Annotated in this window: 12 protein-coding genes; 1 reads left to right on the forward strand and 11 read right to left on the reverse strand. The window is 68.2% G+C overall.

Features of this window, described 5'->3' with window-relative positions:
* Positions 1-135 precede the first annotated feature (135 nt).
* Genes IM760_RS15005 through IM760_RS15015 form a run of 3 tightly spaced genes read right to left on the reverse strand, consistent with a single transcriptional unit; the run spans position 136 to position 2,279 of the window.
* The gene (locus tag IM760_RS15005; protein ID WP_204430852.1) at positions 136-1,596 is read right to left on the reverse strand and encodes a protein adenylyltransferase SelO; all 1,461 of its coding nucleotides are present in this window, start codon (positions 1,594-1,596) and stop codon (positions 136-138) included.
* 40 nt (positions 1,597-1,636) lie between these two features.
* On the reverse strand, positions 1,637-2,023 hold the full coding sequence (locus IM760_RS15010; protein ID WP_204430854.1) for a hypothetical protein: 387 nt from the start codon (positions 2,021-2,023) through the stop codon (positions 1,637-1,639).
* Positions 2,004-2,279, reverse strand: coding sequence for an FAD assembly factor SdhE (locus IM760_RS15015; protein ID WP_204430856.1), 276 nt, complete (start codon positions 2,277-2,279; stop codon positions 2,004-2,006). The genes IM760_RS15010 and IM760_RS15015 overlap by 20 nt, the downstream gene beginning before the upstream one ends.
* Before the next feature lie 97 nt (positions 2,280-2,376).
* On the opposite strand from IM760_RS15015, the gene ygfZ reads away from it, so the two are divergent.
* On the forward strand, positions 2,377-3,342 hold the full coding sequence (gene ygfZ / locus IM760_RS15020; RefSeq protein WP_204430858.1) for a CAF17-like 4Fe-4S cluster assembly/insertion protein YgfZ: 966 nt from the start codon (positions 2,377-2,379) through the stop codon (positions 3,340-3,342).
* A gap of 140 nt (positions 3,343-3,482) precedes the next feature.
* On the opposite strand, the gene IM760_RS15025 is transcribed toward ygfZ, so the two are convergent.
* From IM760_RS15025 to IM760_RS15060, 8 genes are all read right to left on the reverse strand, one after another.
* Complete coding sequence (locus IM760_RS15025) at positions 3,483-4,484, reverse strand: NAD(P)H-dependent flavin oxidoreductase (protein WP_204430866.1); 1,002 nt, start codon at positions 4,482-4,484, stop codon at positions 3,483-3,485.
* Positions 4,485-4,633: 149 nt separating this feature from the next.
* Entirely contained in the window at positions 4,634-5,743 is a 1,110-nt protein-coding gene (locus IM760_RS15030; protein ID WP_204430868.1) for an enoyl-CoA hydratase/isomerase family protein, read from the reverse strand.
* A 22-nt stretch (positions 5,744-5,765) separates the two neighbouring features.
* On the reverse strand, positions 5,766-6,464 hold the full coding sequence (ung, locus tag IM760_RS15035) for a uracil-DNA glycosylase (protein ID WP_204430869.1): 699 nt from the start codon (positions 6,462-6,464) through the stop codon (positions 5,766-5,768).
* The gene (locus IM760_RS15040) at positions 6,457-7,110 is read right to left on the reverse strand and encodes a TetR/AcrR family transcriptional regulator (RefSeq protein ID WP_204430871.1); all 654 of its coding nucleotides are present in this window, start codon (positions 7,108-7,110) and stop codon (positions 6,457-6,459) included. Before IM760_RS15040 ends, ung begins: the two co-directional genes overlap by 8 nt.
* A gap of 79 nt (positions 7,111-7,189) precedes the next feature.
* Positions 7,190-8,701 carry a lysine--tRNA ligase gene (gene lysS / locus IM760_RS15045; protein WP_204430873.1) on the reverse strand — a complete coding sequence of 504 codons (1,512 nt, stop codon included), beginning with the start codon at positions 8,699-8,701 and terminating at the stop codon, positions 7,190-7,192.
* Between the two features lie 4 nt (positions 8,702-8,705).
* A protein-coding gene (gene prfB, locus IM760_RS15050) for a peptide chain release factor 2 (RefSeq protein WP_204430875.1) occupies positions 8,706-9,825 on the reverse strand; the annotation gives its coding sequence in 2 pieces (ribosomal slippage) (positions 8,706-9,752 and positions 9,754-9,825; 1,119 coding nt in all).
* Between the two features lie 32 nt (positions 9,826-9,857).
* Positions 9,858-10,142, reverse strand: a complete 285-nt coding sequence (locus IM760_RS15055) for a DUF7352 domain-containing protein (protein WP_204430877.1) — start codon at positions 10,140-10,142, stop codon at positions 9,858-9,860.
* A gap of 196 nt (positions 10,143-10,338) precedes the next feature.
* Positions 10,339-12,633, reverse strand: a complete 2,295-nt coding sequence (locus IM760_RS15060) for an NADP-dependent malic enzyme (RefSeq protein WP_204430879.1) — start codon at positions 12,631-12,633, stop codon at positions 10,339-10,341.
* Between the last annotated feature and the right edge of the window lie 413 nt (positions 12,634-13,046).

A 13,046-nucleotide genomic window follows, 5' to 3' on the forward strand; every position in this document is an offset into this window, starting at 1 on the left:
GCGGCAAGTACGTCCCTGTAGCTCGTTTCCGGCATCCCTGCCTCCAACGGTCCGGCCCGGTGGCGCCCGACACGGAAGCTCCGAGGAGCCGTCCGCACCTTTGGGTGAGGGGGTTGTGGAAGCGACCGGGGAAGGTCAGGTGCCGCAGAAGGTGCGCAGGACCCGTTCTTCCTCGGTGGGTGGGCGGGTGTAGGGGTCGTCCAGGGCGCGGTCCTGGTAGGGGTTCGCCAGGGCCTCCAGGAGCGCCCGGGTGGGGGCCAGGTCGTCGTCGTGCTCGGCGGCGTTGAGGGCCGCTTCCACCTGGTGGTTCCGGGGGATCAGCGCCGGGTTGGCGGCGCGCATGCGCGCTTCGGCCTGGCTGTCCGATTCCGGGTTGCGGCCCAGCCGGTCCCGCCAGCGCCGGTGCCAGTCCAGGAAGGCGTCCTGATAAAACGCCTCGCCATCGGGCAGCGCCCGGCCGATCAGGCCGCGGAAGGTGTTGGTGTAATCCACCCGCTCCCGGCGCATCCAGTCGAGCAGATCGTCCACCAGGGCGCGGTCGCCCTCCTCCTCGCCGAGCAGGCCCAGCTTGTCGGCCATCATCGCCCGCCAGCGTTGTTCGTAGCGGTCGCCGAATTCACCCAGCAGGGCCTCCGCCCTGGCCACGGCGGCCTTGGGGTCGTCGTCGATCAGCGGCACCAGGGTTTCCGCCAGCCGCGCCAGGTTCCACTGGGTGATCACCGGCTGGTTGCCGTAGGCATAGCGGCCGCGCTGGTCGATGGAGCTGAACACCGTGTCCGGGTGGTAAACGTCCATGAAGGCGCAGGGGCCGTAGTCGATGGTCTCGCCGGACAGGGTCACGTTGTCGGTGTTGAGCACGCCGTGGATGAAGCCCACCCGCATCCAGGCCACCACCAGATCGATGTGGCGCTCCATGACCGCCTCCAGCAGAGCCAGGGCCGGGTTGTCCGCGTCCTTGAGGGGCGCGTAGTGCCGTTCCAGGGTGTATTCGAACAGGGTGCGCAGCAGGTCCGGATCGCGGCGGGCGGCGGCGTACTGGAAGGTGCCCACGCGCAGGTGCGAGGCGGCCACCCGGGTGAGCACCGCGCCGGGTTCGGGCCCGTCGCGGAACACCGGTTCGCCGTTGGCCACCACCGCCAGGCTGCGGGTGGTGGGGATGCCCAGGGCGTGCATGGCTTCGCTGATGAGGTATTCGCGCAGCATCGGCCCGAGGGCCGCGCGGCCGTCGCCGCCCCGGGAGAACGGGGTGCGGCCGGCGCCCTTGAGCTGAATGTCCCGGCGCCGGCCGTCCGGGGTGATCTGCTCGCCAAGCAGCACCGCGCGCCCGTCGCCGAGCATGGTGGGGTTGCCGAATTGATGGCCGGCGTAGGCCTGGGCCAGGGGCTCGGCACCGTCCGGCAGCGCGTTGCCGCCGAACAGGGCGGCCCCGGCGTCGCCGTCCAGAGCGGCGCGGTCCAGGCCCAGTTCCCCGGCCAGGGTGCGGTTCCAGAGCAGCAGGCGGGGCGCCGCCACCGGCTGCGGGTCGGTGCGCGCGAACAGGGCGTCCGGCAGGCGCGCGTAACGGTTGTCGAAGCGGAATCCGTAATCAGTGCTCATCATGGTTCTCTGGGGGCGGTGGCACGGGGGCACAAGGGCGTCATGGCCGGCGGCCCAGCAGCAACACCTGGCGCAGGGGCGTGACCGCCGCCGCGCCGATCTGGTCGGGAAACACCCACACCCAGCCCACCCGGGGGCAGTGCACCGCCAGCCAGCGCGCCTTCAGGACGGTGCGGAACGGCGCCGCCACCGCCACCCGGCGGCCGTCGCGCAGCAGCAGGCGCAGGCCCTCCGGCGACACCGCCACCCGGGCCGGCGAGGCGGGGCGCCAGCGGCGCGCGGCGATCAGCACCGCCAGACCGGGCAGCACCGCCACGCTCAGCGGCAAGGCGCTGGCCGCCAGCGCCCACCAGGCCACCAGCACGGCGGCCAGCCGCAGCCGCGCCGGATAGCGCGAAGCGCTCAGTTCAAGACGTCGTGGCCACACGGCGCAGCATCCCGGCCACGAACTCGCGCAGTTCCGGGTCCTCGGGCTGGCCGTGGCCGGTGAACCAGTCCAGCATGTCCACGTCCTCGCATTCCAGCAGACGGCCGAAGGCGGCGCGCTGCTCCGGCGTGTCGGTGTCGAAAAAACGCTCCAGATAGGCGTACAGCACCACCTCCACTTCGGAGGCGCCGCGCCGGCATTGCCACTGGTAGCGGCGTTTCAGATCGGCGGTTTCGGGGGACGGGGAAGACGTCATTGGCGGAATCTCTTTCGCTGATCGACTGACACAGGGGCCGTTGATTATCTATCATCACGGGTCGCACTCACACCCTCGCAGACTCATTAGGAACGGTATGGACGCTTGGCAATCCCTGATCGACGCGCAACAGCCGGTGCACGGAGGCCGCCCGGCGCCGACGCTGGCCACCGGCGAGCACCTGGCGGTGATTCACGCCGAAGGCGAGGAGGCGGGCGATTACCTGCAGGGGCAGCTCACCGTGGACCTGAAGGCGGTGGACGAGGGCGCCCACCGCGCCGCCATGCATCTGTCCCTCAAGGGGCGCGGGCTGGTGAGCCTGCGCATCGCCCGCCAGGACGGCGGCTATCTGCTGCTGGTGCCCGCCGGCCAGACCGAGGCCACGGTGCGCTGCCTGGAGAAATACCGGCTGCGCGCCAAGGTCAGCTTCCGGCCGGACCTGGAGGTGCGCGTGGCGCAGCTGGCCGGCGGCGTGGACGCCACCCTGGCGGCGGCGGGCCTGCCGACGCCGGGCCCGGGCCAGGCGGCCCACCGTGACGGCGTGTCCGTGCTCCGCTACGCGCACAGCGACCATGCCCTGATCGTCGCCGCCGGGCCGCTGCTGGCCACCCACTGGCAGGCCCTGGCGGCGGAGCGGGCGCTCACCGACGGCGCCGGCGCGCGCTACCAGGACATCCTCGCCGGCGAGGGCCAGATCCAGGCCGGCGCCGAGGATCTGTTCCTGCCCCAGGTGCTCAACTACGACGTGCTCGGCGGCGTCAGCTTCAAGAAAGGCTGCTACACCGGCCAGGAGGTGGTGGCCCGCATGCACTTCAAGGGCAAGCTCAAGCAGCGCATGGCGGCGTTCCATTACCGGGGCCCGGCGCTGGCCCCGGGCCAGAGCCTGCGTAACGACCAGGGTTGCGCGGTGGCCGAGGTGGTGGACGCGGCCCCCGGCGAGCCGGACCCGGCCCTGCTGGCGGTGGTGCGGCTGGATCATGAGGGAGACCTGTTTCTGGACGACCAGCCGCTCCAGGTCGAGCCCATCGCCCTGCCCTACGAGCTGCCGAAACCGAAAGCCTGAATCGCGGCTAAAGCCGCTCCTACGAACGCTGCTGGCGTTGCGAACGCTGGGAGGATCGCGGCCCGCCCGGCCACTACGCCGCAGCGAAGGGATTTTGTAGGAGCGGCTTTAGCCGCGATACCCGCCGCGGCGAACGGCCTTCAACCGTCGGCGCGGCACTCCTTCAACAAGGTCGCCACCAGCTCCTCCACCGGCAGGGCCCGGCAGCGGTGCGCGCCGGTGCCCGCCCACAGACTCTTCCATTCCGCCCCGGCGGCCTTGCGCAGCGGCGCGGTGAGCCGGTGCTGGTCCGGGTACGGCGCCACCGCCGACGGGGCCCGTTCATCCATCCAGGCATTGGCGAGCCCGCGGGCGAAGCGCCCGGACACCGCCGCGGTCACCGCGGTCTGCTCCGGTTCGGCCCGGGCCAGGGCCTCCCGCCAGGCCGGCGCGGTGCCGGCTTCCGGGCAGCTTAGAAAGGCGGTGCCGAGCTGGGCGGCAGCGGCGCCGGCGGCCAGCACCCGCGCCATGTCGGCGCCGTCCATCAGGCCCCCGGCGGCGATCAGCGGCACCGACAAGCCGGCGCACTCGCCCAGCAGGTCCGCCAGCGGCCGCCCCGGCCCGCGCGGGTCGGCACTGCCACGATGGCCGCCGGCTTCCTCGCCCTGCAGCACAATGCCGTCCACGCCGTCGTCCGCCAGCGCCCGGGCTTCCTCCCGGGTGGTGGCGGTGCCCATCAGGGCGATGCCCCGGGCCCGGCAGGCCTCCATCAAAGGCTTGGGCAGACGGCCAAAGGTGAAGCTGAAGAACGCCGGCCGCGCCGCCAGCACCGCCTCGAACTGTTCCTCGAAGGCCGGCAGTTCCGCGAAATGATCCGGCAGCGCGACGCCGGCGCTTTGATAGCAGGGCGCCAGGGCCTCCCGGGCGCGCCGCCATTCCTGGTCGCTGGCGCCCCGTTCGGCGGGGATGAACAGGTTCAGGGCGAAGGCGTCGGCGCCGCCGTCCCTTGCCGCCCGGGCCGCGTCCTCGATGGCCTGGCCGCTCAGGTAACCGGCGCCGATGGACGCCAGCGCCCCGGCCCGGGCGGCGCCCACGGTGAGTTCGGTGGTGTTGATGCCGCCGGCCATGGGGGCCTGAATCAGCGTGAAGTCCTGGAAGGGCATGGCGAGTCTCCTGTGGTCCTGGATAGGAATTCTAGGGAGCCCGGCTCATGACGGGAAATGATGATCCGTGATGTTCGGTATCGTCCGGGGGAATAGAGCGGGTCGGGGGATCGCGGCTGAAGCGGCAAGCCGCCCAGCCGCGATGGGCGTCAGCCCAGGTCGGCGAGGGGGTGGACGTCAGCGGGGCAGCGGAAGAAGCCGTCGATGTAGTCGGCGCTCACCTCGTCCACCGAGCGATGTCGGAAGCGCGGGCTGCCGTCCTTGTCGATCAGCAGCGCCCGTACGCCCTCGCGGAAGTCCGGATGCAGGCAGCATTGCACCGCCACGCACCATTCCATGCGGAACACCTCGGCCAGGGACAGATGCCGGGCCCGGTGCAGCTGCTGCCACACCAGGTGCAGGGTCTGCGGACAGCCGGCGGCCAGGGTCTTGCGGGCCTTGTCCAGCCAGCCGTCGCACTGTTTGTGGTCGAGAATGCGCGCCACCACTTCGCCGACGGTGGCGCCGTCGCACAACTGCTCGATGGTGTCCCGGTGGGCGCTCACCGGCGCCTCCAGGCCGGTGGGCGCCGCCGACAGCTCGCGCAGACGGCCGTACAGCAGCGCCCGGTTGGCGTCGCCGTCGTCCTCGTAGCGGCCCGCGGCCAGGGCCTGCAGCACCTGCTCCGGGTCGGCGTCCATGAAGCGGTCGGCCAGGCCCAGGTCCAGGGCGTCGCGGGCATTCAGATGCACGCCGGTGAGGCCCAGGAACAGGCCGGTGCGGCCGGGCAGGCGATTGAGGAACCAGCTGGCGCCCACGTCCGGGAACAGGCCGATGGTGATCTCCGGCATGGCCAGCCGGCTGCGCGGCGTCACCAGCCGGAACTGGCTGCCCTGCATCAGGCCCATGCCGCCGCCCATCACCACGCCGTCGGCCCAGCAGATTACCGGGGTGCGGGAAGTGTGCAGGCGGTAGTCCAGCCGGTATTCCTCGGCGAAGTACTGCTCCGCCTCCGGGTTGCCCGCCTGGCCGGCGTGTTTGACGGTGGAGCGGTACAGCGCCACCACGTCGCCGCCGGCGCTGAACGCCTTGCCGCCGGCGCCTTCCAGCCAGATCGCCACCACCTCGTCGCGGGCCTGCCAGGCCGCCACGCGGGCGTCCAGGGCCTGGATCATCTCCAGGCTCAGAGCATTCAGGGAACGGGGGGCGTTGAGGGTGGCGCGGCCGATCACGCGGCCGCAGTCGGTGTTGATTTCGTCGAACAGGACGGTGTCGGTCATGCCGGAAAAAAATCCTTATCGGTCAGTTCAGGGACCAGTCGATGGGGTCCTTACCCTGCTGAAGCAGGTATTGATTGGCGCGGGAGAAGTGCCCGCAACCGAAGAAGCCGCGATAGGCGGACAGCGGCGACGGGTGCGGCGCGGTCAGCACGCAGTGGCGCTGGCGGTCGATCAGCTTGCCCTTTTTCTGCGCCGAGCTGCCCCACAGCATGAACACCACGCCCTCGCGCTCGCGGTTGAGGTGCTCGATGGCCTGGTCGGTGAAGCGTTCCCAGCCCTGCCCCTGGTGGGAGGCGGCCTGGCCGGCGCGCACGGTCAGCACCGCGTTGAGCAGCAGCACGCCCTGCTTCGCCCAGGCGTCCAGATTGCCGTGGTCCGGCGCCGGGATACCCAGGTCGCGCTCGATCTCCTTGAAGATGTTGACCAGGGACGGCGGCACCCGTACGCCGGGCTGCACGGAAAAGCTCAGCCCGTGGGCCTGGTTGGGCCCGTGGTAGGGATCCTGACCCAGGATCACCACCTTGACCTGGTCGAAGGGGGTTTCGTTGAAAGCGCGGAAGATGTCCGGGCCCGGCGGGTACAGGGTTTCGCCGGCCTGCTTTTCGCGGCGCAGAAAATCCTTCAGCTCGCCCATGTAGGGCTGCGCGAACTCCTCGCCCAGCGCCCGCTTCCAGCCCGCTTCGAGCTGTACGTCGGCCTGGGATCCGGTGTCGTCACTCATGGGGAACCAGCTTCTCCAACAGGTGCCGCATGCGGGTTTTCACGGTGTCCTCGTCGGCCAGTTCCGGGTGGGTCAGCAGACGCACTTCCAGAGCCATGATGCGGGCGTTGATCACTTCCGCGTCCATCTCCGGAGTGGGCGAGCCGAACGCCCGGCAGGCGTCCACCAGCAGCATCGCCATTTCCTTGAGGTAGAGATCCGCCAGGCCACGCAGCCGCGGATCCAGGATCGCTTCCTGCAGGAACGCCTGCTCCGCCACCAGATGTTCGCGACGGTTGTGCAGCTCGTCGAGGATAAAGGCGGTGGTGGCCGAGGCCAGCGCCTCGATCAGTTGCTCCCGGTCGGCGCCTCCCTTCTCGAATTCCTCGATCAGCGCGAACGCCTGGTCGCGGAACGGGCGGATCACGGTATCCAGGGCCCGCTCCGCGAACAGGGTGAAGGCGTCCGCGATCAGATCGGAAATATCCTTGAAGTAATAGGTGGTGGCGGAGAGCGGCACGTCCGCTTCGCGGGCCACCGCCCGGTGGCGCACCGCGCGGATGCCGTCGGTGACGATGATGTTGAGCGCCGCGTCGAGAATCGCCTGGCGGCGTTGTTCACTGCCCGCGCGGCGAGCCTTGCGGCCCTGATAACGGATTGCGGTCATGGCTCCGTCTGCTTTTTTTATGGCGTCGCCACTAGCCTAACAGGCACCGCCACCCAACGGGAGTGGCGGTGCTGTTGGGTCAGGTACGTGGACGCATGTGCGGGAAGAGGATCACGTCCTTGATGGTCGGCGAGTCGGTGAACAGCATCACCAGACGGTCGATGCCGATGCCCTCGCCGGCGGTGGGCGGCAGGCCGTGCTCCAGAGCGGTGATGTAATCCTCGTCGTAGAACATGGCCTCGTCGTCGCCGGCTTCCTTCTCGGCCACCTGGGCGCGGAAGCGTTCCGCCTGGTCCTCGGCGTCGTTGAGCTCGGAGAAGCCATTGGCGATCTCGCGGCCACCGACGAAGAACTCAAAGCGCTCGGTGACGAACGGGTCGTCGTCCTTGCGCCGCGCCAGGGGCGACACCTCGGTGGGGTAGTCGGTGATGAAGGTCGGTTCCTGCAGGCGGTGCTCGGCGGTTTTCTCGAAGATCTCGATCTGCACCTTGCCCAGGCCCCAGCCGTCCTTGAGCGGAATCTCCAGACCCTCGGCGATGCGCCGGGCGCCCTGCTCGTCGGCCAGCTCGGCGGCGTCGATGTCCGGGTTGTATTCGAGAATCGCATCGAACACGGTGAGCCGGCGGAACGGCTTGCCGAAATCGTAGGTGACGGTCCCGGTTTCGCCGTCGGCGCCGGGCACGGTGTTGCGCACCAGGGTGTCGCCCAGCACGTCACGGGCCAGGGTGCGCAGCATGTCCTCGGTGAGGTCCATCAGATCGTGATAGTCCGCGTAGGCCTGGTAAAACTCGAGCATGGTGAATTCCGGATTGTGCCGGGTGCTCAGGCCCTCGTTGCGGAAGTTACGGTTGATCTCGAAGACCCGCTCGAAGCCGCCCACCACCAGACGCTTGAGGTACAGCTCCGGCGCGATGCGCAGGTACATGTCCAGGTCCAGGCTGTTGTGGTGGGTGACGAACGGCCGCGCGGTGGCGCCACCGGGGATCACCTGCAGCATCGGCGTTTCCGCTTCGATGAAATCGTGGGCGACCAGGTAGTTGCGGATGCCGGCGACGATTTTCGAGCGGATCTTGAAAGTCTCGCGGCTGTCCTCGTTGACGATCAGGTCCACGTAACGCTGGCGATAGCGGGACTCGGTGTCGGTGAGGCCCTTGTGCTTTTCCGGCAACGGGCGCAGGGATTTGGTGAGCAGCAGGTACTCGTCCATCATCACATAGAGGTCGCCCTTGCCGGATTTGCAGAGCTTGCCGCGCACGCCGATCACATCGCCCAGGTCCCAGTGCTTGACCGCCTTCTGCACGTCTTTGTTGGCGTACACCTGGATGCGGCCGGACATGTCCTGCAGCACCTTGAAGGCCTTGCGGTCGAGCATCAGGCGACCGGCCACGGCCACCTGGATGTTTTTCTCTTCCAGTTCTTCCTTGCTCAGGTCGCCGTATTGCGCCTGCAGACCGGCGGCCAGGCTGTCGCGCCGGAAATGGTTCGGGAACGCCGCGCCGCCGTCGCGCCATTCCGCCAGCTTGGCGCGGCGTTCGGCGATCAGGCGGTTTTCGTCGGCGGCGTCGTGTTGCTTGCTGTGTTCGTCGGCCATTCTCTTAGAGTCCACTTTTCAGGGAGGCTTCGATGAATCGGTCCAGGTCGCCGTCCAGCACCTGCTGGGTGTTGTGGCTTTCCACCCCGGTGCGCAGGTCCTTGATGCGGCCATCGTCGAGCACGTAGGAGCGGATCTGGCTGCCCCAGCCGATGTCGGCCTTGGCGTTTTCCTGGGCCTGCTTCTCGGCGTTGCGCTTCTGGATTTCCAGCTCGTAGAGCTTGGCCTGCAGCATCTTGGTGGCCTTGTCCCGGTTCTGGTGCTGGCTGCGCTCGGACTGGCACTGGGTGACCACGATGTGCTCCTGGCCGTTGTCCGGATCGGTGAAGGTGTAGGTCAGCCGCACCGCCGAGTCGGTCCGGTTCACGTGCTGGCCGCCGGCGCCGGAGGCCCGGTAGGTGTCGGTGCGCAGCTTGCCGGGATCGATTTCGATGTCGATGTCGTCGTCCACTTCCGGGGACACGAACACCGAGCTGAACGAGGTGTGGCGGCGGCCGCCGGAATCGAACGGGCTCTTGCGCACCAGCCGGTGCACGCCGGTCTCGGTGCGCAGCCAGCCGTAGGCGTAGTCGCCCTCGAACCGCACGGTGGCGGATTTAATGCCGGCCACGTCGCCGTCGGAGGCTTCCACCAGCTCGGTCTTGAAGCCGTGGGCCTCGCCCCAGCGCAGATACATGCGCAGCAGCATCTCGGCCCAGTCCTGGGCCTCGGTGCCGCCGGAGCCGGCCTGGATGTCCAGGTAGGCGTTGGCGGTGTCCATCTCACCGGAGAACATGCGGCGGAATTCCAGATCCGCGACCATGCGTTCCAGGCGATCCAGATCCGCTTCCACTTCCGAGACGGTGGCTTCGTCGTCCTCTTCCACCGCCAGTTCCAGCAGATCCCGGGTGTCGCCGACGCCCTGGTCGGCGTCGCGCAGGGTGGTCACCACCCCTTCCAGTTGCGCGCGCTCCTTACCCAGGGCCTGGGCCCGTTCCGGCTCGTTCCACACGTCCGGCAGGGCCAGTTCGCGCTCTACTTCGACCAGTCGTTCGCTCTTCTGATCGAAGTCAAAGATACCCCCTCAGCGCTTCGATGCGCTCGGCCAGGTCGGTGAGGTGGGTTCTCAGCGGGTTTACTTCCATAATGACTCTATGACTCTCAGTGGAAACGGTTCTTAATCGACCAGCTCGTACACATGGAACGCCTCGGGTTTGAGGGCGTCCAGGGTGGTCCCCAGGTACACGGCGTTGTCGGGAATGCCGCTGCCGGTGGTGAACACCTTGAAGCGACGCACTTCCTTGGGGGTGTCGATGACGGTGTCCGCGTCCACCTCCACCCACATATAGATCAGGCGCTCCTGCTGGATGTAATCCACGCGAAGCACTTCACCCTCTTCCGGCAAGCGGATTTCCTGCACCTCGGTGCCGATTTCCAGCCGGTGTTTATGGATTGTTTTCATGCGGTCCCTCCGTCAGGGGTAACCAGGCGCGGGTAGCGATAGCCACCGGCGCATTCCGGGGCCCGGCCTTGTGGGCCGGGGGATGGCGATAAGGGTAATGCGCGCCAGTCGGCGCAAGGCGCAATCCTATCAGGTCCCCGGGGGGCTGGCACCAGCCCGGCACGCCACGGCGGGCGTGCCGGCGGTCAGGCGGGCCTCAGGCGCGCTGTTCCAGATTGGCGCGCAGCACGGTCAGGGCCGCCATGTTGACGATGCGCCGCACCGTGGCGCTGGCGGTGAGAATGGTCACCGGCGCGTTGACGCCCAGCAGGAAGGGGCCGATGGCCACATTGCTGCCGGCGGCGGTCTTCAGCAGGTTGTAGGCGATGTTGCCGGAATCCCCGTTCGGGCACACCAGCAGGTTGGCGGAGCCCTGCAGGGTGGAGTCCGGCAGGATTTCCTTGCGGATCGAGGCCTCCAGGGCGGCGTCGCCGTGCATCTCGCCGTCCACCTCCAGCTCCGGCGCCCATTCGCGGATCAGGGCCAGGGCGCGGCGCATCTTGTCGCTGGCCTGGCAGCGCTCGGAACCGAAATTGGAGCGCGACAGCAGCGCCGCCTTGGGCTCCAGGTTCAGGCGCCGCATTTCCTCGGCGGCGGCGATGGTGAACTCGGCGATTTGCTCGGCGCCGGGGTCCTCGTTGACGTGGGTGTCCACCACCGCCAGGGTCCGTTCCGGCAGCAGCAGCACGTTCATGGCCGCGTAGGTGTGGGACTCCGGGCGCAGGCCGATCACCTGATCGACGAAGTTGAGGTGCTCGGCGAACCGGCCCACGGTGCCGCATACCATGCCGTCCGCCTCGCCCAGGTGGACCATCATGGCGCCGATCAGGGTCATGCGACGGCGCATTTCCGTGCGCGCCATTTCCTTGGTGACGCCGTGGCGGCCGCGCATTTCCCAGTAGGCGTTCCAGTAGCGGTGGAAGCGGTCGTCCTGCTCCGGATTGGTGACCTCCACGTCCTCGCCCAGCTTCAGGCGCAGGCCGTAGCGCTCGATGCGCATGGCCAGCACCTCCGGGCGACCGACCAGAATCGGGAACGCCAGTCCCTCGTCCACCACCACCTGGACGGCGCGCAGCACGCGCTCTTCCTCGCCCTCGGTGAACACGATGCGGGCCTTGCCGCCGTCGCGGACCAGGGCCTTGGCGGCGGAAAACAGCGGCTTCATGAAGGCGCCGGAGTGGTAAACGAACTGCTTGAGCTGCTCGGCGTAGGCATCCAGGTCGGCGATCGGCCGGGTGGCCACGCCGTCGGCCATGGCCGCCTTGGCCACCGCCGGCGCGATGCGCACGATCAGACGCGGATCAAACGGCTTGGGAATCAGGTATTCCGGCCCGAAGCTCAGGTCGTAGGTGCCGTAGGCGGCGGCCACCACCTCGTTCTGCTCCTCCTGGGCCAGGCCGGCGATGGCGTACACCGCCGCCTTTTCCATCTCCCGGGTGATGGTGGTGGCGCCGGCGTCCAGCGCGCCCCGGAAGATGTACGGGAAGCACAGCACGTTGTTGACCTGGTTGGGGTAGTCGGAGCGGCCGGTGGCGATCAGCAGGTCGTCGCGCACCGCCTTGGCCTCCTCCGGCAGGATCTCCGGGTGCGGGTTGGCCAGGGCCAGAATCAGCGGCCGGGCGGCCATGCGTTGCACCATGTCCGGCTTGAGCACGCCGCCGGCGGACAGGCCCAGGAACACGTCGGCGCCGTCGATCACCTCGCCCAGGGTGCGGGCGTCGGTGGGCTGGGCGAAGCGCGCCTTGTCCGGGTCCATCAGTTCCTTGCGGCCCTCGTAGACCACGCCCTCGATGTCGGTGACCCAGATATTCTCCTGGGGCAGTCCCAGATCCACCATCAGGTCCAGGCAGGCCAGCGCCGCGGCGCCGGCGCCGGACACCACCACCTTGACCTGATCCAGTTCCTTGCCGGCCACCCGCAGACCGTTGATAAAGGCCGCGCACACGGTGATCGCGGTGCCGTGCTGGTCATCGTGGAACACCGGGATGCCCATGCGCTGGCGCAGCTTGCGCTCGACGATGAAACACTCCGGTGCCTTGATGTCTTCCAGATTGATGCCGCCGAAGGTGGGCTCCAGAGCGGCGATGATGTCCACCAACTTGTCCGGGTCGCTCTCGTTGATCTCGATGTCGAACACGTCCAGCCCGGCGAACTTCTTGAACAGCACCGCCTTGCCTTCCATCACCGGCTTGGACGCCAGCGCCCCGATGTTGCCCAGGCCGAGCACCGCGCTGCCATTGGTGATCACCGCCACCAGATTGCCGCGCCCGGTATAGCGCACCGCGTTCTTGGGATCGTCGACGATTTCCTCGCAGGCCCAGGCCACCCCCGGCGAATAGGCCAGGGCCAGATCGTTCTGGTTGGTCAGCGGTTTGGTGGGGACGATGGCGGTTTTGCCGGGGACGGGAAATTCGTGGTAATCAAGCGCAGCGCGGCGGCTGTCGGTGGCCAAGGCGGGTCTCCTTCGGGATAGGGTGTACACATCATTAAACAGGCTGCCACCAGTGTACTGCCGCCGCGCCCCGCCCGCACCCACCCGCCACGTTTTGTCACAACATCGGGGTCGGACCACCGTAACACACTGAACAACATCGGGGTCGGACCACCGTAACCCACTGAAAACACAGTATTTTCATCTCCGGAACGGGCTCAATACGGCGTTAGCGCCCGCTTTCTGCCCACCAAAATGCCGCCTGAGGCCAAAGTCCTGACGGCTGCCGCGGTACCTCTTCGAAGCTCTTAACCAGACCTTTTCCGGCCCCAAAAACCGCCTCCAAGCCCGCGAAACGTACCCTCTGAAAACCTTTTTACCAGTAAAAACAAAAGCTTATCGCGGTCCGACCCCTCACTGGGGAAGACCGGGGT

It is taken from the genome of Alloalcanivorax marinus, assembly GCF_016906305.1.
GTDB classification, from domain to species: Bacteria; Pseudomonadota; Gammaproteobacteria; order Pseudomonadales; family Alcanivoracaceae; genus Alloalcanivorax; species Alloalcanivorax marinus.